Source organism: Arthrobacter sp. V1I9 (assembly GCF_030817075.1).
Taxonomy (GTDB): Bacteria; Actinomycetota; Actinomycetes; order Actinomycetales; family Micrococcaceae; genus Arthrobacter.
Genome location: NZ_JAUSYU010000001.1, coordinates 3284790 through 3303982, shown reverse-complemented (window position 1 = coordinate 3303982; position 19193 = coordinate 3284790). Strand labels below are relative to the sequence as shown.

Sequence of the window (19193 nt, the reverse complement as noted above, 5' to 3'; positions counted from 1 at the left end):
GAAGCATCAGTTCTTCGGAACTGGTGCTTTTCTTCTTTAACGCTGGCTCTGGACTCTGAGCTCCCTGCCGCAGGCGTCGTGACCGTAGGGCGCTCCACCATTTGCGGGCGCCCTCCCTGCTGCCGTTAAGTCACAGCCAGGGGATAGTGTTGGGATCAACAGAAGGGGGAGTGCCTGATGGAAAACCAGAACCCACAACCCGGTCAGGGCATCCAGAGCCGTGCCGTCCCGGTTCCTGTGCCAGTGCCTGGTCTTGGCCGCACAGTGATCTCCGAAACCGCTGTCGCCAAAGTGGCCGGAATTGCCGCCCGGGCCGTCCCTGGGGTCTACTCACTGGGCTCCGGACCGTCACGTGCCCTCGGCGCCATCCGCGACGCCGTCGGCAGTTCGGATCATGCGGCCGGCGTGCGTGCCGAGGTGGGTGAGACGCAGGTTGCAGTGGATATCAGCCTCGTGGCGAGCTATGGAACACCGCTCCATTCACTGGCCAACGAGGTCCGCGCGGCAGTTTACCGGGCGGTCGAGGAACTCGTGGGCCTGCAGGTTATCGAGGTCAACGTGGAAGTCACCGACGTCTACGTGCCGCCTCCACTCAAACCCACTGCCGGTTCCACTGAAAGGGAGGCTCTGCTGTGAACCTCACCGTGGCCGGTACCGCCATGGGTGCCTTTGTTGCCTTTATGTCCCTGGAATTCGGTTTGTGGGGCTTCCTTATATCCCTGCTGTTTATGGCCATCGGGGCACTTCTGGGCCGCGCCGCGGAAGGGAAACTCGACCTTCGCGGCGTCCTGGACGCCATCATCGGCCGGCGCTCGTCCTCATGAACTCCACCGCCCCGGCCATCCGGGGCCAGGAGCTGAGCGGACACAACCGCATCAGCACGCAGGCCCTGACAAGCCTCGCCAAAGCGGCAGCCGCCCAGTTCCTGGGCGTGGATACGGACGATGTCCGGGCTGACTGGGCGGACGACGACGGCATGCTGGCGCTGTCCCTCGTCACACCTATCAGCATCCCGCCGTTGAACGCCGTGGTGATGGACCCCTTGCGGGTGGAGGGCGCCGGGGGCTCTATCTGGGACCGCACTGTGAGGGCAAAGGCCCGCATCCTCGCCACGGTGACAGAGCTGAGCGGGGCACGGTTGAGCCGGGTGGACATCAGGATCAGCGGGGCCAGGATCAGCGAAGGGGGACGCGTGCAATGAGCCGGCAGATGGAAAGCCAGGGCCCGGATATGGGCCGCATCCTGCACCGGGAGACGCACTCCTCACGTGCCGTGGTGGCCACCACTGCCGCGGTCCTGGTCATTGCACTTGCTGCCTACGGACTCCTCGAAGCTGCTGTCCATGCCTTTGGACAGCCGGCCTGGCTGATTGAGCCGCAGGTGGCAGCTGAACGCCTGGTGGCTCTGCCCGCAGGGATTTCGCCGTTGCTGCTGGGCGCCATTGGAGCAGTGCTCGCCATGTTCGGCCTGGTATTTTTCCTCAACGGGGTCCTGCCGGGGCGCCGTGCCCGGCACCTTGTCCGCGGCGGTGGGGACGCCGCTGGCCCTGCCGTGGTGGTGGACGATGAAGTCATCGCTTCCTCCTTGGCGCGCCGTGCCCGGCTTGCCGCTAACGTCACACCCGAACAAGTCACGGTGGTGGTCTCGCAACGGCAGGTAGTGGTGAATGTCCGGCCCACCTCCGGAGTTCCCGTGGACCATGATGCTGTGCTCAATGCCGTCCAAAGCGAGCTCGGCGGCATGGCACTGGATCCAACACCGGAGGTGCAGGTCAATGTGGCGCCGTCAGGAGTGATCGGCGCATGAACAGCACCCCTACGCTTCTCAACCGGATTCTGATTGCGCTCCTGGGGCTGATGCTGATTGCTGTGGGCGCCCTGCTGATGCTGCTGGCCGCAGTCCCGGCCGCGGCTTCCTGGTGGCATTCCTGGTCACCCGGGGTCTGGAACCAAGTCAACCAGGCTTTCAACGCCACCAGGTTCCCCGGGCGGGGTGAAAGCTGGCTGTGGATCGTGGTGGCGCTGGCCTTGCTGGTGCTGATCGGACTCATGGTGGCCTGGGTTGCCCAGCAGGGCAAGGGCCGGGCAAACCTGCTGGCCGTCGAATACGATCCGGGTGAGGTCCCGGGCGACGTGCGGATCGGCGGAGGAGTGGCGGAGCAGGCGCTCAAACATGCCCTCGCGAACCGCCCCGATTTAGCAGGCGCCACCGTGACCACCTACGACGTCAAAGGCAGCCCGGCCCTGAAAGTGCGCCTCCTCCCGCGCCAAGGCGTGGCCCCGCACCTGCTCGCCGACGAGGTCTACGCGCTGGTGGCCGCACTGGAACAGGTGGTGGGAAAGAGGATTCCCGTGCTGATCCATATCGGCGCCGGCGCACGGACGCGCTTCAGCAGGGCTGAGCGCGTCCGCTGACCGACGGCTCATTCAGTCTTTGGCGAGATAGACAGCGCAGTCCACGGGCACTTCACGCATGCCCGCCCACTCGGCGGCAGGTTCCGGGCCACTGGAGAGAACCACGGAATACCCTTCAGGGACCGGGGCGGACGCGAACCCAAGGTTGCCCAACACCAGGATGTCCCCGTTATGGAAGGCCAGCACCCCGCTGTCCGGCGCATGGATCTCGGCCCAGCCAACGGACCCTGCACCCAGCCGCCGGGCGGCCCGGAAGGCAAGGGCAGCGCGGTAAAGCTCCAGGGTAGAGCCCTCCACTCCCTCCTGCTGGTCCGCCGCCAAGGGCCCAAAGCTGTCCGGCTGGGGGAGCCAGGGCTGCGAAGTTTCGCCGTCCCGGGTTATGGAAAAGCCGTAGCCCGGCAGCTCCGCGGTCCACGGCAACGGGACGCGGCAGCCGTCACGGCCGATCTCTGCGCCCCGGGTCCGGAAGAACGTTGGGTCCTGCCGCGCACCGGCCGGAAGGGTGGTGTGCTCGGGGAGCCCCAACTCCTCTCCCTGATACAGGTATGCGGAGCCCGGCAGGGCAAGCGAGATCAACGTCGCGGCCCTGGCACGGGCCAGCCCCAATGCGGGGTCGGGCTGTTCGTCATCTCCTCCCAGGCCCTTGGGAAACGTCGTGGGATCCTTAAGGCCGAACCGCGTAGTGTGGCGGACGGTGTCATGGTTGCTCAGCACCCAAGTGCAGGGAGCACCCACAGAGGAAGCCGCTGCCAGGGAGGCCTCAATGGATTCCGCCATGCGCTCCGCGTCCCAGCCTGCAAGCAGGAAATCGAAATTGAAGGCCTGCTGCATCTCGTCCGGGCGGGTGTAGCGGGCCAGCCGTTCCGCCGGCTCCACCCAGGCCTCGGCCACCATCATGCGGTCGCCGTCGTACCCGGCAAGCACAGAGTGCCAGTCGCGGTAGACGTCGTGCACGCCGTCCTGGTCGAAGAACGGCGAGGGGGGATAAACCGGGGACACCGCGCGGTGGGGCTCTTCGGCGTCGGTATGGGCTCCAGGTGCGTCACCGGGGCGGTGCGCAGCTTCCCGACTCACTTCCGGAGTGCCTTCAACCATTGCGGCAACACTTTCCCAGTCGGGCAGGCCGGGCTCCTTGATCAGGCCGTGGGCCACGTCCACACGGAATCCATCCACACCCCGGTCCAGCCAGAAGCGGAGCACCGAGCGCATTTCCTCGTGCACCTCGGCGTTTTCCCAGTTGAGGTCCGGTTGCTTCGTGTCGAAAAGGTGGAGGTACCACTCGCCGGGAGACCCATCAGCCTCGGTGATCCGGCTCCAGGCTGGCCCGCCGAAGATCGATTTCCAGTTGTTCGGGGCGAGGTTGCCATCACCGGAGCCGGGAACGTCGTCCTTGCCGGGCCGGAACATGTAGCGGGCCCGTTCAGGGGAACCGGGCGGTGAAGCAAGCGCCTCCTGGAACCACACGTGTTCGTCAGAGGTGTGGTTGGGTACCAGGTCCACGATGACCTTCAGCCCGCGCTGGTGAGCTTCCTGCAACATGGCATCGAAGGTCTCAAGCGACCCGAAGAGCGGGTCCACCTGGCGGTAGTCGGCGACGTCATATCCCCCGTCAGCTTGCGGGGATTTGTAGAACGGGGAGAGCCAAATGGCGTCCACTCCCAGCTGCTGCAGGTAGGGCAGGCGTTCCGTAACGCCGCGTAGGTCGCCCATGCCGTCACCGTTGCCGTCCGCGAAGGACCGGGGGTAGATCTGATAGACAACGGCGTCCGCCCACCATTCCTGGCGGGCTGGGCGGTTAACACGAACGTCCGTGTTGGACATTTGGTTCCTCTCAGATAACTTTTTGATGTAAACGCTTGCATTATTCGCAGCAACCTTACTAGTGTGAGCGTCACCACATCAACCTCACCTAGCAAGAGCACGCAGACCTACTTGTCACTCAGCGAGGAGCTTCAAGCTTATGAAAACCCCTAGATTCCTACTTCCGGTTGCCACCGCCGGTGTCCTGGCCCTGACCTTGGCCGCATGCGGCGGCGGCGGGGGCGGTACCACCGGCGGTGGCGGCGGTGGCGGCGGGGACGCCGAAGCCAACATAGACAGCCGGGGTCCCATCACTTACGTGCAGGGTAAGGACAACAGCAACGTTGTGCGTCCCCTCATCGAAAAGTGGAATGCTGCCCACCCTGATGAGAAGGTCACGTTCAAGGAACAGACCGACCAGGCGGACCAGCAGCACGACGACCTCGTCCAGAACTTCCAGGCCAAGAATGCTGACTACGATGTAGCGAGCGTTGACGTTGTCTGGACCGCGGAATTCGCTGCGAAGGGCTGGCTGCAGCCGCTCAAGGACAAGATGGCCGTTGATACCGCGGGCATGCTCGAACCCACCGTAGAGGCCGGCTCATACAAGGGCACGCTTTATGCGGCTCCGGTCTCCTCCGATGGCGGCATTCTCTACTACCGCAAGGACCTGGTTCCCGAGGCGCCCAAGACCTGGGACGAGATGATGGAGATGTGCTCCATCGCCAAGGCCAACAAAATGGGCTGCTACTCCGGGCAGTTCAAGCAGTATGAAGGACTTACCGTCAACGCTTCCGAGGCCATCAACTCGGCTGGCGGTTCCGTCCTGAACGACGAGGGAAAGCCGAACCTGAACACTGCAGAGGCCGAGGAAGGCTTGAACAACCTCGCCGAAGCCTTCAAGAACGGGAACATCCCCGCTGAGGCGATCACTTACCAGGAAGAGGAAAGCCGCCGCGCGTTCCAGGAAGGCAAGCTGCTGTTCCTCCGCAACTGGCCTTACGTGTACAACTTGGCCACGACTGAAGGCTCCTCCAAGGTCAAGGACGTGCTGGGCATGGCTGCCCTGCCAGGCAAGACCGGCCCCGGCGCTTCCTCCCTCGGCGGCCACAGCGCGGCCATCAGTGTCTACTCGGACCACAAGGCGACCGCCCTGGACTTCGTAAAGTTCCTCGTTGAAGAGGAACAGCAGAAGTTCTTCGCGACGCAGGGTTCCCTGGCTCCGGTGTTCGGCGCTCTCTATGAGGACAAGGAACTGGTCGCCAAGCTGCCGTACCTGCCAGTCCTGAAGACGTCCATCGAGAACGCTGTTCCCCGCCCCGTGACCCCGTTCTACCCTGCTGTCACCCAGGCCATCCAGGAAAATGCCTACGCGGCACTGAAGGGTGAGAAGTCTGCAAAGGACGCGCTGTCCGATATGCAGAAGTCCATCGAGACCGCCGGCGCAGGATCGTAACCAGCCATGGCTACCGAATTGGGCCCGACGCCGGTCAAAGGGCCGGCGTCGGGCACTACCCCGGTCCATCACGGACCCAAGGGCGTAGGCGAAGACAACAAGATCCTCAGCCAGGGCAAGTGGGCCTCGTGGCTACTTGCCCCGACCATCATCGCGCTCGGCATCGTGATCGTTTACCCGATCATCAGCGCGATCATCATGTCCTTCACGAAGGACGCGGGACTCGACCCGGTTACCGGCCTCTTTACTGAAGGCGGCCCGGCAGGCATCCAGAACTACGTGAACTGGCTGGGACAGCAGTGTGCTGCCCAGGGCGGCGGTACTGTCGCCTGCCCGCCAGGCACCCTGGGCGGGCAGTTCTGGACGGCAACTGGCACCACTTTCCTCTTTACTGTTATCACCGTTGCCTTCGAGACGGTCCTCGGTTTTTGGATGGCCATGATCATGGCCCGGACATTCAAGGGCCGCGGCCTGGTCCGGGCGGCCGTGCTCGTTCCGTGGGCTATCCCCACTGCCGTTACTGCGCAGCTGTGGCTGTTTATGTTCGACTTCAACGGCATCATCAACAAGCTGTTCAACGTCTCCATCTTGTGGACGGGCAGCGAATGGCCCGCAAAGTGGGCAGTGATCATCGCCGATACCTGGAAGACCACGCCGTTTATGGCGCTGTTGATTCTGGCAGGCCTGCAGATGATCCCTGCCGAGGTTTATGAGGCCGCGAAGGTGGACGGTGCCACCGCTTGGCAGCGGTTCCGGATGATTACCCTTCCGCTGGTCAAGCCGGCGCTGATGGTGGCCATCCTGTTCCGCACCCTGGACGCGCTGCGTATGTTCGACCTTCCGTACATCCTCACCGGCGGCGCCAACAACACCACTACGCTGTCCATCCTGGTGATCAACCAGATCAGGCAAGGCTTTAACTCTGCAGCCGCCTTGTCCACCATTACGTTCATCATCATCTTCCTGGTCGCGTTCATCTTTGTCCGCTTCCTTGGAGCGAATGTTGTGGAACAAAGCGGAGCCACCGGCAAGGGGAAGAAATGACAACCACAACTGCCTCCACGGCATTGCGGGCGCAGCAGGACAAGGGGCGCAAGACTGCGCAGAACCGGGAAAAGTGGGCAAGCGTCCGTACCTACGTCAGTGCGGCTGTCATCCTTATCTGGTGCCTTGCACCTGCTTACTGGATGGTGGTGACGGCGTTCCGCGAAGTGGGCTTCACCTACGACACAACGCCCTGGCCCACCCACGTGACGATGGACAACTTCATCACGGCCTTCGATACCTCGTTCGGCAACAGGTTCGGCCAGGCCTTGCTGAACAGTATTTTCATCGGCGTCACGGTAACGGTGATCTCGCTGGTGATCGGAGTGTTCGCGGCGTACGCCCTGGCACGCCTGAACTTCCGCTTCAAGTACCTGGTGCTGGGCTTCATCCTGGGGGCGTCCATGTTCCCGGGCGTTGCCCTCATCACCCCGCTGTTCCAGCTGTTCACCAACATCGGCTGGATGGGCACGTACCAAGCGCTGATCATTCCGAACATCTCGTTTGTCCTGCCCCTCACCGTTTACACGCTGACCTCTTTCTTCCGGGAAATGCCCTGGGAGCTGGAGGAATCGGCGCGCGTTGACGGCTGCACCCAAGGGCAGGCGTTCCGGAAGGTGATTATGCCGTTGGCTGCTCCGGCGATCTTCACCACGGCCATCCTGGCTTTCATCTCCTCGTGGAATGAATTCCTGATTGCCAGCCAGCTGTCAAACGAGGCTACGAAACCAGTGACGGTTGCCATTGCCAGCTTCGCCGGCGCGCAGCCCAACCAGATCCCCTACACGGCCATCATGGCCGCGGGCACCATCGTCACCATTCCGTTGGTAATTCTGGTACTGGTCTTCCAGCGCAAGATCGTTGCCGGCCTTACGGCAGGTGCGGTCAAGTGACAGGCGATGCTTCCCGCTCCCGGTCCGCCGGGGCGGGAAGCGACCGCCGCCGGATGAGGTCCGGTGAGGACTTTGACATCATCATCGGGTTCCTCGGATTCTGGGCGCTTGTGCTGCTGGTGGTCACCGTCTGGATGGAGGTGACGGCGCAGCCGGCACTCGGTTGGGCGCTGGGCCTTCTGGCCACGCTGCTCGCACTCTACGGAATGGTGCGGCTGCGTCGGCGCCTGCCTGGCCGGAGGTAGCGCACACAGGGTTCCGCCGCCGTCGGGCACCCGGCGGGAAGTAACACTGCGATGCGGGCCAGCGCTCAAAATACTATGGCCCAGGGGTATCGCGCGAAGCAGGGCGGATGCCTGCAGGGAGTACATGAGGGGACACCGTGGCACGCACAAGTGAAAGGTCGCAACGGGGCGGCCATAGCGGGGTCAGTATTGAAGACGTCGCCGCCGCCGCGGGGGTGTCCACTGCCACGGTGTCGCGGGCGGTCCGGGGCCTGCCCCGCGTCTCACCCGCAACAAGGCAGAAAATTCTTGAGGTAGCGGGAGACCTGGGTTACGTGGCCTCCAGCTCCGCTTCCGGCCTGGCAACGGGCCGAACCAAAACCATCGGTGTACTGGCGCCCTTCGTCAGCCGCTGGTTCTTCTCCAAGGCCATCGAAGGCGCAGACCGGGAACTTCACGCCCGGAACTACAACCTCTCGCTGTTCAACCTCGGCGGCCATGGCAGCAACCGAGAGCGGCTCTTCAGCAAGACCATGGTCTACAAGCAGATCGATGCCCTGCTGGTCCTGTGTATGGCGTTGTCCCACGACGAACTGGAACACCTGCAGAAAATCGACATTCCGCTGGTGGTGGTGGGCGGCCACGTGGAGGAGTGCGCCTATATCGGTATAGACGACTACGCCGCCGCCTCCACCGCCGTCCGGCACCTGATCGACCTGGGCCATCGGGACATCGCCCTGCTCCACGGCGATGACGAAACAGACCTGAACTTCGATGTTCCCCGCGTCCGTATCCTCGCCTTTAAGGACGTCATGACGGCGGCGGGCCTCCCCACCCGCCCCGAATGGGACGAGTGGGGGGACTTCACGGTCAGCAGCGGACAGGAGGCCTTCCGCCGCCTGTGGGCCAAACCGGGCGACAAACCGACAGCCATCTTCTGCGCATCGGATGAGATGGCCATGGGCGTCATTTTTGAAGCGTCCAGGCTTGGGGTCCTCGTGCCGGAGGAACTTTCCGTGGTGGGTATCGACAACCACGATTTTGCTGACGCCATGGGCCTCACCACCGTGGGACAGCGGCCTGACGAACAGGCCGAGCTGGCCACCAAGATGCTCCTCGACGAACTGGACGGTGAGGCGGGAGCGGTTCAGTCCGCCGTCGCACCCCATGAACTGATCGTCAGGAGGACGACGGCGCCGCGCCAGTCCTAGCGCCGCCGGCGCTCCTGAGGGAGAGCTTCAGGAGGCGCGCGCCAGTTGCCGGATGGGGATCCAGCGGGAAGCCAGGCGGCGGTACGCTGCTGCGGCGCCCGTCATGTCGCCCTCGGCCAGGCATTCGATGCCCAGCCGGATGTCCATGGGCGAATCGTCCGGGTACACCTTGTCTGCAACAGCCCCGTAGTCCAGCTCCACCATCGAGTTCACATGGAAGAGTTCCAGCCACTCGGTGAGCTGCGCCAGATCGTCCAGCATGTCCAGGTCGGGTGCCGCCAACGCCAGGTTGGCCACAGCATAACGCGCACGCTCCAGGGCTTCCGTGATGGGTGCCCAGACCCGGACCGTGAGGATCCGGCCGGCAGCCTCCACTACGTCTTTATGGTCTGAATCCATAAAAAGGGAAAACCAGCTGAAGGGGATTCCCCAGGTGGACGCCCGCGTGTGGACACGGATGGCACCGTCACGGGCCTTCACCTGGTCGATTCTTTCCTGGTGCTTGTCCCGCTGCTCCTCCGGGATCAGCAGTTCGGCCAGCGGGCCGTGGATTCCCTCCATCAGGGCGTTCGCTGCCAAACCGGCCCGCAGTACCAACTGGCTGGGACAGTACAGCAGCTTAGGCTCGGCGTCAGCGCCGTCGTCGGACGGGCCTCCTGTGCCTTCTCGCGACGCCGGGGCCGTGGTGACGCGCACCAGGTCCGTCCGCCCCGTGGGGAAGGGGTCGCCGCCGGAACGGGTGATCCGTCCCAGTGAGGCCAGCAGTTCGGCGTTTTCGACGGCGGCACGCGAGGCAGCCTGCGCTCCGGCGGCAGCGATGGCTTTCCGCTGCTCTTCGGGGAAGGCGTCGAGCGGTTCGTAGACGCGAAGTGTTGAGGAGAATGGCAGGCCGGCCTGGCCCCGGTAGAGGTTTCCCGTCATCACGGTCTCCTTGAATGGGTCCGGGATGGTGTCATCAGTCTGCCAGTTCCACCAGCACTGGTGCGTGGTCCGACGCGCCCTTGCCCTTGCGCTCCTCGCGGTCAATCGAAGCGCCGGTCACTCGTTCGGCCAGGGCAGGGGAGCCCAGCACGAAGTCGATCCGCATGCCTTCCTTCTTGGGGAAACGCAGCTGGGTGTAGTCCCAGTAGGTGTAAACGCCCGGGCCGGGGGTATACGGGCGGACCACGTCGGTGAAGCCGGCAGACATGAAGGCATGGAAAGCGGCGCGCTCGGGCGGGCTGACGTGGGTGTACCTGTTGTTGACGAACAGGTCGATGTCCCACACGTCCTCGTCGAACGGTGCGATGTTCCAGTCGCCCATGAGTGCCACCTGTGCTTCGGGGTTCTGCGTGACGAGTTCCTGGGCGTGCGTCTTCAGGCTTTCCAGCCACTTGAGCTTGTACGGCATGTGTTCGTCGTCCAGTGAGCGGCCGTTGGGGACATAGAGGCTCCAGATCCGAACGCCGGCGCAGGTGGCAGCCATGGCGCGTGCTTCCTGGACCGGATCCTTGCCCGCCTTGCCGAAAGAGGGCTGATCCAGGAACGTCCGCTCAACATCATCCAATCCCACCCGGGACGCGATGGCCACACCGTTCCACTGGTTCACGCCGAAGTGGGCAACCTCGTAACCCATCCGTTCGAAGAGTTCCCAAGGGAAGTTGTCGTCTTTGCACTTCGTTTCCTGGATGGCCAGGACGTCGCAGTCGCTGCGCTGCAGCCAGGCCTCCACACGGTCGGCGCGGGCACGGAGCGAATTCACATTCCAGGTAGCAATCTTCACAGCTCCTAACTTACCGTGGCCGCGCGGATTGCGGGGCCGGGGCAGTGTTGGTGCAACGGGCGCAACGGTGCGGAACCGCCTGCGCTTCCGGCCCATTTCGCGGTTCTTCGCAGCGATATGCCCCACGACGGCGGCCGCCAGAGCGCCAAGGGGCGCGGTGGAGTTTAGTTGGAGGTCCGAGTATATTCGCAACCAGGAATGACCCGGGTCACACGCGAAGGAGCTTCCGGCCATGGTGCGCGAGCTTTCCCACTACGTCGGCGGCCAACACGCGGCCGGCACCTCAGGCCGTTTTGGCGACGTCTTCGATCCCTGCACGGGGACCGTCCAGGCCCGTGTGCCGTTGGCCGGTGGGGACGAGGTGACCAGCGCGGTTGCTGCCGCAGCCATGGCGCAGGAGGAATGGGCGGCCATGAACGCCCAGCGCCGCGGCCGCATCCTGCTCCGGTTCGTGGACCTGGTGAACCAGGACATGGACGGACTGGCGCGGCTGCTGTCCTCCGAACACGGCAAGACCCTCGCCGACTCCAGGGGCGACATCCAGAGGGGACTGGAAGTCGTGGAGTTTGCAGCTGCCGCCCCGCACCTGCTCAAGGGTGAATTCTCCACGGAGGCCGGACCGGGAATCGACATCCATTCCCTGCGTCAGCCCCTGGGCGTTGTGGCAGGGATTACGCCGTTCAACTTTCCCGCCATGATTCCGCTCTGGAAGTCCGGCCCCGCCTTGGCCGCAGGCAACGCGTTCATCCTGAAGCCCTCGGAACGTGACCCCTCTGTGCCGCTGCGTCTCGCCGAGCTTTACACCGAGGCGGGCGTTCCGGACGGGGTATTCAACGTGGTCAACGGGGATAAGGAAGCCGTGGATGCGCTCCTTGAGGACCACAGGGTCAAAGCCATCGGGTTTGTGGGCTCCACCCCTGTTGCCCAGTACATCTACGCCACGGCCACAGCCCACGGCAAGCGCGCGCAGTGCTTTGGCGGTGCCAAGAACCATATGGTGGTGATGCCGGACGCAGACCTGGACCAGGCCGCGGACGCTCTCGTTGGTGCCGGGTACGGCTCGGCAGGGGAGCGCTGCATGGCTGTTTCGGTGGCAGTTCCGGTGGGACAGGAAACAGCTGACCGGCTGGTCGCCAAGCTCCGGAACCGCGTGAAGGGGCTGAAAGTGGGGCACAGCCTGGACCGGGACGCGGACTTCGGGCCCGTGGTGGCCGCCGCCGCGAAAAAACGCATTGAGGGGCTTATCCAGGCGGGTGTGGACGAGGGCGCCAGCCTCCTGGCGGATGGCCGGGGCATCACGGTGGAAGGCTACGAAGGCGGTTTCTGGGTGGGGCCAACCCTCTTTGACCACGTGACGCCGGACATGGGCATCTATCGGCAGGAGATCTTCGGCCCCGTCCTCAGCGTGGTGCGGGCGGTCGATTACGATGAGGCGCTTCAGCTGTGCAGCAGGAATGAGTTCGGCAACGGCGTGGCCATCTTCACCCGTGACGGCGATGCAGCCCGCGATTTTGCCAGCCGCGTCGATGTGGGCATGGTGGGCATCAATGTCCCCATCCCGGTGCCCATCGCCTACTACACGTTCGGCGGCTGGAAGGCGTCAGGGTTCGGTGACCTGAACCAGCACGGAGCGGACGCCTTCCGCTTCTACACCAAGACCAAGACGGTCACCACCCGGTGGCCCTCAGGAATACGGCACGGAGCCAGCTTCGTGATGCCGGAAGGAAGTTGATGACGGACAGCTCGAAGACCGGTGAGGACAACCACAACGAGGTGCTGCTTGAGCGCCGCGGCCGGCTGGGGGTCATCACCCTCAACAGGCCTCAAGCCGTCAACGCCCTGACCGCCGGGATGGTGGGTGCACTTCTGGAGCAGCTCACCGCGTGGGCGGACGACGACGGCGTTGCCACGGTACTGGTGCGGGGGGCGGGTGAACGGGGGCTGTGTGCCGGCGGCGACATTGTGGCCATCTACGAGGATATTTCCGCAGGTGGAGGGCGCACGGCGGACTTTTGGCAAACGGAGTACCGGGTCAATTCCCTGATTGCCCGCTACCCGAAGCCTTACGTCGCCGTGATGGACGGGCTGGTCCTGGGCGGCGGCGTGGGCATCTCGGCGCACGGCTCCGTCCGCGTGGTCACCGAACGCACCCGGATGGGTATGCCGGAAACCACCATCGGGTTTGCGCCCGACGTCGGCGGGACCCTGCTGTTGTCCCGCGCACCGGGGGAGGCGGGAACCCACGCGGCGTTGACCGGCGCGCACCTCAGTGCGGCGGATGCACTGCACCTTGGCCTCGCCGACCATTATGTTCCGTCCGACAGTCTTGAGGAACTGATGGTGGCGCTGGAAACCGAAACAGCAGAAGCCGCCGTCGTACGTTACGCGGTGGACGCACCCGGCTCCGCGCTCGCCGGGCAGCGTGGCTGGATTGACAGCTGTTACTCCTCCGACAACGCCGAGGAGATTGTCCGCCGGCTCCGTTCCTACCGCGGTGCCGACGGCGGCGGAGATGCCACGGAGGCGGCCCGGGCTGCTGACATCATCGAGGCGAAGTCGCCCACGTCTGTCAAGGTCACGCTGGCCTCCCTCCGCCGGGTAAAAAACTTCACCCTGGATGAAGCCTTGGCGCAGGAATACCGCGTGGGGATGCGGTTCCTGGAAGCGCCGGATTTCCGGGAGGGCATCCGGGCGCAGGTGGTGGACAAGGACCGCATCCCCCGCTGGAATCCGAGCACCCTGGCTGAGGTGCTGCCCGAGCAGGTGGAGCTCTTTTTTGCGCCGCTGGGCAACAATGAACTGGATTTGGAGCTAAAGGAGACGGACCATGCCTGAGAACCACACTGTTGCTTTCCTGGGCCTTGGCCATATGGGCGGCCCCATGGCGGTGAACCTGGTCAAGGCGGGGTATGCGGTAGCCGGCTTCGATGTGGTGCCTGCAGCACTGGAAGTTGCGCGGGCCCACGGCGTTCCGGTTGCTGCCAGTGCTGTTGACTCAGTATCCGGGGCGGACGTGGTCCTCACCATGTTCCCCAGCGGCCGGCACGTCCTGGACGCATATCAGGGAACAGGCGGCGGGCCGGGACTGCTGGCAGCGGCGGCACCCGGAACCATGTTCCTGGACTGTTCCACCATCAACGTGGACGAGGCCCGGGAAGCAGCCAGGCTGGCCATTGAAGCAGGGCACCGCTCGGTGGATGCCCCGGTATCCGGAGGCGTGGTGGGCGCCGAAGCCGGGACCCTCACCTTTATGGTCGGCGGCGATGCGCAGGACTTCGAGGCAGTCCGGCCGCTGCTGGAAGTGATGGGCAAACGGGTGGTGCACTGCGGCACGCACGGGGCCGGCCAGTCGGCCAAAGTCTGCAACAACCTGATCCTGGGCGCCTCCATGATCGCCGTCAGCGAGGCCTTTGTGCTCGGCGAGAAGCTGGGCCTGAGCCACCAGGCGCTGTTTGATGTGGCGTCGGCGGCGTCCGGGCAATGCTGGGCGCTTACTACCAACTGCCCCGTGCCCGGCCCCGTCCCCACAAGCCCGGCCAACCGCGATTACCAGCCCGGCTTCGCCGGAGCATTGATGGCGAAGGACCTCAAACTCGCCGTCAACGCACTGCAAAGCACCGGGGTTGCCGCCCGGGTTGGACCGCTTGCGGCGGAAATTTACGATACGTTTGCCGCGGAAGGCGGCGCCGGCAGGGACTTCTCCGCGATCATCACGGATATCCGGAACAAGTCCGGCCAGGACAAGCAGGAACCACATCAGGCAGCGCAGGACGACGGGAGCCCGGAATGACGGAATACACGAACATCCTTGTGGAGCAGCGGGGCAGGGTGGGCCTGGTGACGTTGAACCGGCCGCAGGCTCTGAATGCCCTGAACAAAGCCACCATGGAGGAGCTCGTGTCAGCCGTTCGCCTCATGGATACCGACCCAGGGGTGGGGGCGGTGGTCATCACCGGCTCGGGCAAGGCCTTCGCTGCCGGGGCTGACATCAAGGAGATGGCGGCGCAGGGTTACATGGACATGTACGCCGCCGACTGGTTCCGCGGTTGGGAGGACTTCACCCGGCTGCGCATACCCACGATCGCCGCAGTGTCCGGATTTGCCCTGGGCGGGGGCTGCGAACTGGCCATGATGTGCGACCTCATCATCGCCGGGGACAACGCGAAGTTCGGGCAACCGGAAATCAACCTCGGCGTGCTGCCGGGCATGGGCGGATCGCAGCGGCTCACCCGCGCCGTGGGCAAGGCCAAGGCGATGGACCTGATCCTCACCGGCAGGTTCATCGGGGCAGAGGAAGCGGACCGCTGCGGCCTTGTGTCCCGGGTGGTGCCGGCCGAGGACGTTGTGGACGAGGCGATCAAGGCCGCCGACGTGATCGCGTCCAAGTCCAAGCCCGTGGCCATGGTGGCGAAGGAGGCCGTAAACGCCGCCTTCGAAACCGGGCTCGCCCAGGGGGTCCTCTTCGAACGCAGGCTGTTCCACTCCCTGTTCGCCACGGAGGACCAGAAGGAAGGGATGGCGGCGTTCACGGAAAAACGCCAGCCGGAGTTCGGGCACCGCTGAGGGAAATGGACTCCCGGCCGCCGCCCACGTCCGCCGATGCCTCAGCCGCCGTGCGGTTTTTCATGATGCGCCTCCGGCCGGTCCCGCCTCATCCTTGCCACAGCCTTGTCCTGGTCACAGCCTTTACGCAGGTGCGTAAGGTAGACAGGGGAGACCAATTTTGAACGCGGACGGGGAGTTGTATGTGGGGAACGGCGGCGGACGCAGGCGGCTCAACCGATAATCTCACCGGACTGGTGGGGGTTGCCGCGCGGGGCATCGAGCAGCTGGGCGAATGGGGCGTAGGGCTTTTTACCCTTGCTGAAACCGTGGTCCCGCCCATCCCCAGCGAAGTGATCCTTCCTCTGGCCGGCTATCTGGCCCGGCAGGGGTCCTTGAACCTGGTCCTCGTTTTTGTCACCAGCACGCTGGGAGCCTACCTGGGGGCAGTCTTCCTTTACTGGCTGGGAGCGAAGCTTGGATTTGAGCGTTCCATCCGCGGCCTGTCCCGGCTGCCGTTGGTGGATCGCGAGGACTTTGAGCACGCGGCGGGCTGGTTCCGCCGCCACGGACGGTCCTCCATCTTCTTCGGCAGGTTGCTGCCAGGGGTGCGGAGCCTGATCTCCCTTCCTGCCGGGGCGTCCGCGATGCCGTTCGGCACGTTCAGCCTCTACACCCTGGCGGGCAGCGGGCTGTGGAACGGGGCGCTCCTGGGACTCGGCTACCTGTTGGGCACCCAGTATCGGATTATTGAGGAGTACTCCCGGTTCCTGAACTACGCCGTGTACGCCGCCCTGGGCGTCACTGTGATGCTGCTGGTCGTCCGGCGTGTCAAGCGTGCGAAGGCAGCGCGCTGATCCTGCAGGACCTCGCTCCAGGAGCACGGGGCAGCTTCGAAGAGAAGAGCAATAAGGGGGCGAGCCCCGTCAGGGTTCGAGGAAGTCGCCGGCATTGCGGCGGAAGTCCCGCAGTATCCGGATCAGCTGATCCATATCGTCCGGCTCAAACCCGGGGTCGCTGAAAACTCCGGTGTTCAGTGCCGCCGTCGAACGCTTCGCCAGGGTACGGCCCTCGGCAGTGAGCTCAACCAGTGTGGTGCGGCCGTCGGTGGGATGCGGAGAACGGCGCACCAGCCCCGCGTCCTGGAGCCGGTCCACGGCATTGGTGATGGAGGTCGGATGGACCTGGAGCAGGGTGCTCGCCCTCTTCATGGGAAGGGAACCGTTCCGGGCGAAGCTCAGGAGCGCGAGCAGCTCATAGCGGGCGAACGTCAGCCCGAATGGCTTGAGCGCAAGTTCGATCCTGCCGAGGAGGATCTGTTGGGTCCGCATGATCGCCGTGATGGCGGCCATGGACGCAGCGACGTCCGCCCAGCCGTGCTCTTCCCAGTTCCGGCGTGCGTCGGCAATGGGATCACGGGAGAGCGGAGTACCCACAACCACCCTTTCCACAGGTGATGTACCTCACTTGGATGATGGACCTGTGCAATATACTAGGACATCCAATGGTCCGGCAAGGCCTGGCCCAGGTCATCGACTGGCACGGAGGGAGTTCGACGCCGATGCGGCCCATAGCACCCGACGCCGGAACTCCGCCTTTTCCAGACGCTGACCTGATGTACATCGTGGACCTCCTGCCGCCGGCTGAACGTGACAGGTACTTCAGCATCCGCCGGTTTTTTCAGTCCTCCGTCCGGCAGCGCTCCATTGAGTACTGGAACCGCGAGGAGTTTCCCTTTGGCCTTTTGGCAGATATGGGAAAGCACGGTCTCGGTGCCCTCCAGCTGGACGGCAGTTCCATCCTCTTCAAGGGCCTTATGTACGTGGAACTTGCCCGGGCGGATGTCTCCCTGTCTGCGTTGGCCGGGATCCACAATGAGCTGATTCTCGGCATGATCAGCCAACTGGGGTCGGAGGAGCAACAGGCCCGGTGGCTGCCGGGCCTGAAGACTTTCCGCCACCTCGGAGCATTCGCCTTGACGGAGCCGGACCATGGCTCTGACATCGCCGGCGGCCTGGAAACCTCAGCCAGGCTGGAAGATGGTGAGTGGGTCCTCAATGGAGCCAAGCGCTGGATCGGGGCCGGCACCATCGCCGACTTCGCACTCGTGTGGGCCAGGGACGAGGCGGACGCCGAAATCAAGGGTTTCATCGTGGAGACCGACCGTCCCGGCTATACGGCAACGAAGATTTCCAACAAAATCGGCCTGCGGATCATGCAGAACGCCGACATCGTTCTGTCGGACGTACGTATCCCCGCTGCCAACCTGCTGCCTGGGGCCGCGAGCTTCTCCCGCACCAACGAGCTGCTCCGGGACTCCCGCGCCTGGGTTGGCTGGCAAGGTGCCGGGATTCAGCTCGCCGCCTTCGACGTCGCCCGTACCTATATCCTGGGCAGGCGGCAGTTCGGCAAGGAGCTGGCCCGGTTCCAGCTGGTCCAGCAACAGCTCGCGGACATCCTGGGCAACGCTTCGGCCTCGCTGGCGCTGATGGCACAACTGGCGCGTATCCAGCAGGAGGGGAAGCTGGAGATGGCGCAGGCGGCCATGGCCAAGGCCACCATCACCCGTTTGGCACGGGCCTCGGTGGCGATGGGCCGTTCACTGCTGGGCGGCAATGGCATCACCAGCGATTATGAAATGGGCAAGCTGTTCGGTGACGCCGAAGTCCTCTACACCTACGAGGGTACCTATGAGATCAACTCGCTGATCGTGGGCAGGGCCGTCACCGGGAAATCCGCTTTCCTATGAGGCCCGCTTTCTTCATTCCAACCGGTGCCTCACCGTTGTTCTGCGGGGCTGGGATGGGTAGCATCGAACACTAAGCCTGCTTAGTTTTTTTGATGTTCGTCAAGGGGAGCGGGAATGAGCTTTATGAATTCAGTTGTGGTGATCACTGGAGCATCCAGCGGGATCGGGAGGGCCACCGCCCTGCGCTTCGCCGGCAAGGGCGCCCGGCTGGTCCTGGCTGCCCGCGGAGCGGAATCCCTTGAGGCCGTGGCTGCAGAATGCAGGAAGCGCGGTGCGAAGGCCATCGCCGTTCCAACGGACGTAGCCGACGCGGACCAAGTGGAGGAACTGGCAACCCGTGCCGTCGAGGAGTTTGGGCGCCTGGACGTGTGGGTCAACAACGCGGCGGTGGGCGCTTTCGGCCTGCTGACCGAGATCCCGCCAAAGGACTTCCAGCGAGTACTGGACGTCAACATCTCCGGCTACGTCAATGGCGCCCGGGCGGCCCTGACCCGACAGTCAGCCCAAGGCTCAGGCACACTCATCAATGTTGCGTCGATTGTGGCGGCAACCCCGCTGCCCTACTCCGCCGCCTATTCCATTTCCAAGGCCGCGGTGCGTGCCCTGACCGTGAGCCTCCGCTCCGAACTCGCCCGCGAAGGCGTCACCGGCGTAAACGTGTGCACGGTCCTGCCGGCTACCATTGACACCCCGTTCTACCAAAACGGAGCCAACTACACCGGCCGCCGCCCTATGGCGATGCCTCCCGTCTACTCGCCGGAACGGGTGGCGAAAGCGGTGGTGAAGCTCGTGGCCCACCCGCGGCGGGAAACGGTCGCGGGAGGAATGGCAGGCCGCCTCCTGCTCCTGCAGCACAAGGTCATGCCCGGCGCCGTCGAAGCTGCGACGGCCCGCCAGGTGGACAGGCGCCAGCTTTCCCGGCGGCAATCTTCCCCAGCCACTTCCGGAAACCTTCATCAGTCTTCCCAGTCGCTCCGGAAGCCATCTGTCGGCGGGGGGTGGCACGGCCGCCGGCGAACCGCCCAGCGCACATTGATGGGTGCGGCGGCCCTGGCCGGCGCAGCCTTGGCGCTGCGGAAGCGGCTGGGCTGATTGCCG

21 protein-coding genes are annotated in these 19193 nt (G+C 64.5%); 17 read left to right on the top strand and 4 right to left on the bottom strand.

Annotated features, from left to right (window positions below; genetic code table 11):
- The first annotated feature begins 177 nt into the window (after positions 1 to 177).
- The 5 genes from QFZ70_RS15390 to QFZ70_RS15370 are packed head-to-tail and all read left to right on the top strand — an operon-like array spanning position 178 to position 2414.
- Positions 178 to 636 carry an Asp23/Gls24 family envelope stress response protein gene (locus QFZ70_RS15390; RefSeq protein WP_307096849.1) on the top strand — a complete coding sequence of 153 codons (459 nt, stop codon included), beginning with the start codon at positions 178 to 180 and terminating at the stop codon, positions 634 to 636.
- The gene (locus QFZ70_RS15385) at positions 633 to 824 is read left to right on the top strand and encodes a hypothetical protein (RefSeq protein WP_307096847.1); all 192 of its coding nucleotides are present in this window, start codon (positions 633 to 635) and stop codon (positions 822 to 824) included. Before QFZ70_RS15390 ends, QFZ70_RS15385 begins: the two co-directional genes overlap by 4 nt.
- Complete coding sequence (locus QFZ70_RS15380) at positions 821 to 1201, top strand: hypothetical protein (protein WP_307096845.1); 381 nt, start codon at positions 821 to 823, stop codon at positions 1199 to 1201. Before QFZ70_RS15385 ends, QFZ70_RS15380 begins: the two co-directional genes overlap by 4 nt.
- Complete coding sequence (locus QFZ70_RS15375; RefSeq protein ID WP_307096844.1) at positions 1198 to 1806, top strand: DUF6286 domain-containing protein; 609 nt, start codon at positions 1198 to 1200, stop codon at positions 1804 to 1806. Before QFZ70_RS15380 ends, QFZ70_RS15375 begins: the two co-directional genes overlap by 4 nt.
- Complete coding sequence (locus QFZ70_RS15370; protein ID WP_307096842.1) at positions 1803 to 2414, top strand: hypothetical protein; 612 nt, start codon at positions 1803 to 1805, stop codon at positions 2412 to 2414. Before QFZ70_RS15375 ends, QFZ70_RS15370 begins: the two co-directional genes overlap by 4 nt.
- 12 nt (positions 2415 to 2426) lie before the next feature.
- Here the strand turns inward: QFZ70_RS15370 and QFZ70_RS15365 are convergent, their stop codons facing one another.
- On the bottom strand, positions 2427 to 4235 hold the full coding sequence (locus QFZ70_RS15365) for a glycoside hydrolase family 13 protein (protein ID WP_307096841.1): 1809 nt from the start codon (positions 4233 to 4235) through the stop codon (positions 2427 to 2429).
- A 139-nt stretch (positions 4236 to 4374) separates the two neighbouring features.
- Here QFZ70_RS15365 and QFZ70_RS15360 point away from each other — a divergent pair, with 139 nt between their 5' ends.
- From QFZ70_RS15360 to QFZ70_RS15340, 5 genes are all read left to right on the top strand, one after another.
- Positions 4375 to 5670 carry an ABC transporter substrate-binding protein gene (locus tag QFZ70_RS15360; RefSeq protein WP_307096840.1) on the top strand — a complete coding sequence of 432 codons (1296 nt, stop codon included), beginning with the start codon at positions 4375 to 4377 and terminating at the stop codon, positions 5668 to 5670.
- Between the two features lie 6 nt (positions 5671 to 5676).
- Positions 5677 to 6714, top strand: a complete 1038-nt coding sequence (locus QFZ70_RS15355) for a carbohydrate ABC transporter permease (protein WP_307096838.1) — start codon at positions 5677 to 5679, stop codon at positions 6712 to 6714.
- A complete protein-coding gene (locus tag QFZ70_RS15350; RefSeq protein ID WP_307096836.1) occupies positions 6711 to 7607 on the top strand; it encodes a carbohydrate ABC transporter permease in 897 nt (298 codons plus the stop codon). Before QFZ70_RS15355 ends, QFZ70_RS15350 begins: the two co-directional genes overlap by 4 nt.
- Positions 7604 to 7852 carry a hypothetical protein gene (locus tag QFZ70_RS15345; protein WP_307096834.1) on the top strand — a complete coding sequence of 83 codons (249 nt, stop codon included), beginning with the start codon at positions 7604 to 7606 and terminating at the stop codon, positions 7850 to 7852. Before QFZ70_RS15350 ends, QFZ70_RS15345 begins: the two co-directional genes overlap by 4 nt.
- Before the next feature lie 137 nt (positions 7853 to 7989).
- Positions 7990 to 9042 (top strand): LacI family DNA-binding transcriptional regulator, encoded by a 1053-nt coding sequence (locus QFZ70_RS15340; protein ID WP_307096832.1) that lies wholly within the window; start codon positions 7990 to 7992, stop codon positions 9040 to 9042.
- A gap of 27 nt (positions 9043 to 9069) precedes the next feature.
- Here QFZ70_RS15340 and QFZ70_RS15335 read toward each other — a convergent pair whose 3' ends face one another.
- Together QFZ70_RS15335 and QFZ70_RS15330 are read right to left on the bottom strand one after the other, a co-directional pair.
- A complete protein-coding gene (locus QFZ70_RS15335) occupies positions 9070 to 9963 on the bottom strand; it encodes a hypothetical protein (protein ID WP_307096830.1) in 894 nt (297 codons plus the stop codon).
- 34 nt (positions 9964 to 9997) lie between these two features.
- A complete protein-coding gene (locus tag QFZ70_RS15330; RefSeq protein ID WP_307096828.1) occupies positions 9998 to 10804 on the bottom strand; it encodes an exodeoxyribonuclease III in 807 nt (268 codons plus the stop codon).
- 232 nt (positions 10805 to 11036) lie between these two features.
- On the opposite strand from QFZ70_RS15330, the gene QFZ70_RS15325 reads away from it, so the two are divergent.
- The 5 genes from QFZ70_RS15325 (at position 11037) to QFZ70_RS15305 (ending at position 16203) form a co-directional block, all read left to right on the top strand.
- On the top strand, positions 11037 to 12536 hold the full coding sequence (locus QFZ70_RS15325) for a CoA-acylating methylmalonate-semialdehyde dehydrogenase (protein ID WP_307096826.1): 1500 nt from the start codon (positions 11037 to 11039) through the stop codon (positions 12534 to 12536).
- The gene (locus tag QFZ70_RS15320) at positions 12536 to 13639 is read left to right on the top strand and encodes an enoyl-CoA hydratase/isomerase family protein (RefSeq protein WP_307096824.1); all 1104 of its coding nucleotides are present in this window, start codon (positions 12536 to 12538) and stop codon (positions 13637 to 13639) included. Before QFZ70_RS15325 ends, QFZ70_RS15320 begins: the two co-directional genes overlap by 1 nt.
- Positions 13632 to 14594 carry a 3-hydroxyisobutyrate dehydrogenase gene (gene mmsB / locus QFZ70_RS15315; protein ID WP_307096822.1) on the top strand — a complete coding sequence of 321 codons (963 nt, stop codon included), beginning with the start codon at positions 13632 to 13634 and terminating at the stop codon, positions 14592 to 14594. Before QFZ70_RS15320 ends, mmsB begins: the two co-directional genes overlap by 8 nt.
- Positions 14591 to 15367 (top strand): enoyl-CoA hydratase, encoded by a 777-nt coding sequence (locus QFZ70_RS15310; protein WP_307096820.1) that lies wholly within the window; start codon positions 14591 to 14593, stop codon positions 15365 to 15367. Before mmsB ends, QFZ70_RS15310 begins: the two co-directional genes overlap by 4 nt.
- A 182-nt stretch (positions 15368 to 15549) precedes the next feature.
- The gene (locus tag QFZ70_RS15305) at positions 15550 to 16203 is read left to right on the top strand and encodes a DedA family protein (RefSeq protein ID WP_307096819.1); all 654 of its coding nucleotides are present in this window, start codon (positions 15550 to 15552) and stop codon (positions 16201 to 16203) included.
- Positions 16204 to 16272: 69 nt separating this feature from the next.
- Here QFZ70_RS15305 and QFZ70_RS15300 read toward each other — a convergent pair whose 3' ends face one another.
- Positions 16273 to 16782, bottom strand: coding sequence for a MarR family winged helix-turn-helix transcriptional regulator (locus QFZ70_RS15300; protein WP_307096817.1), 510 nt, complete (start codon positions 16780 to 16782; stop codon positions 16273 to 16275).
- Between the two features lie 125 nt (positions 16783 to 16907).
- Between QFZ70_RS15300 and QFZ70_RS15295 the strand changes: the two genes are divergently transcribed.
- Both QFZ70_RS15295 and QFZ70_RS15290 read left to right on the top strand, forming a co-directional pair.
- Positions 16908 to 18095 carry an acyl-CoA dehydrogenase family protein gene (locus QFZ70_RS15295; protein ID WP_307097897.1) on the top strand — a complete coding sequence of 396 codons (1188 nt, stop codon included), beginning with the start codon at positions 16908 to 16910 and terminating at the stop codon, positions 18093 to 18095.
- Between the two features lie 114 nt (positions 18096 to 18209).
- Positions 18210 to 19187 (top strand): SDR family oxidoreductase, encoded by a 978-nt coding sequence (locus tag QFZ70_RS15290; protein WP_307096815.1) that lies wholly within the window; start codon positions 18210 to 18212, stop codon positions 19185 to 19187.
- Positions 19188 to 19193: the final 6 nt, after the last annotated feature.

Bases quoted from the DNA above. Each gene is read 5' to 3' on its own strand.
- QFZ70_RS15390 (WP_307096849.1), top strand. From the start codon at position 178: ATGGAAAACCAGAACCCACAACCCGGTCAGGGCATCCAGAGCCGTGCC.
- QFZ70_RS15380 (WP_307096845.1), top strand. From the start codon at position 821: ATGAACTCCACCGCCCCGGCCATCCGGGGCCAGGAGCTGAGCGGACAC.
- QFZ70_RS15375 (WP_307096844.1), top strand. From the start codon at position 1,198: ATGAGCCGGCAGATGGAAAGCCAGGGCCCGGATATGGGCCGCATCCTG.
- QFZ70_RS15370 (WP_307096842.1), top strand. From the start codon at position 1,803: ATGAACAGCACCCCTACGCTTCTCAACCGGATTCTGATTGCGCTCCTG.
- QFZ70_RS15365 (WP_307096841.1), bottom strand. From the start codon at position 4,235: ATGTCCAACACGGACGTTCGTGTTAACCGCCCAGCCCGCCAGGAATGG.
- QFZ70_RS15360 (WP_307096840.1), top strand. From the start codon at position 4,375: ATGAAAACCCCTAGATTCCTACTTCCGGTTGCCACCGCCGGTGTCCTG.
- QFZ70_RS15355 (WP_307096838.1), top strand. From the start codon at position 5,677: ATGGCTACCGAATTGGGCCCGACGCCGGTCAAAGGGCCGGCGTCGGGC.
- QFZ70_RS15350 (WP_307096836.1), top strand. From the start codon at position 6,711: ATGACAACCACAACTGCCTCCACGGCATTGCGGGCGCAGCAGGACAAG.
- QFZ70_RS15335 (WP_307096830.1), bottom strand. From the start codon at position 9,963: ATGACGGGAAACCTCTACCGGGGCCAGGCCGGCCTGCCATTCTCCTCA.
- QFZ70_RS15325 (WP_307096826.1), top strand. From the start codon at position 11,037: ATGGTGCGCGAGCTTTCCCACTACGTCGGCGGCCAACACGCGGCCGGC.
- QFZ70_RS15320 (WP_307096824.1), top strand. From the start codon at position 12,536: ATGACGGACAGCTCGAAGACCGGTGAGGACAACCACAACGAGGTGCTG.
- mmsB (WP_307096822.1), top strand. From the start codon at position 13,632: ATGCCTGAGAACCACACTGTTGCTTTCCTGGGCCTTGGCCATATGGGC.
- QFZ70_RS15310 (WP_307096820.1), top strand. From the start codon at position 14,591: ATGACGGAATACACGAACATCCTTGTGGAGCAGCGGGGCAGGGTGGGC.
- QFZ70_RS15305 (WP_307096819.1), top strand. From the start codon at position 15,550: ATGTGGGGAACGGCGGCGGACGCAGGCGGCTCAACCGATAATCTCACC.
- QFZ70_RS15295 (WP_307097897.1), top strand. From the start codon at position 16,908: ATGCGGCCCATAGCACCCGACGCCGGAACTCCGCCTTTTCCAGACGCT.
- QFZ70_RS15290 (WP_307096815.1), top strand. From the start codon at position 18,210: ATGAGCTTTATGAATTCAGTTGTGGTGATCACTGGAGCATCCAGCGGG.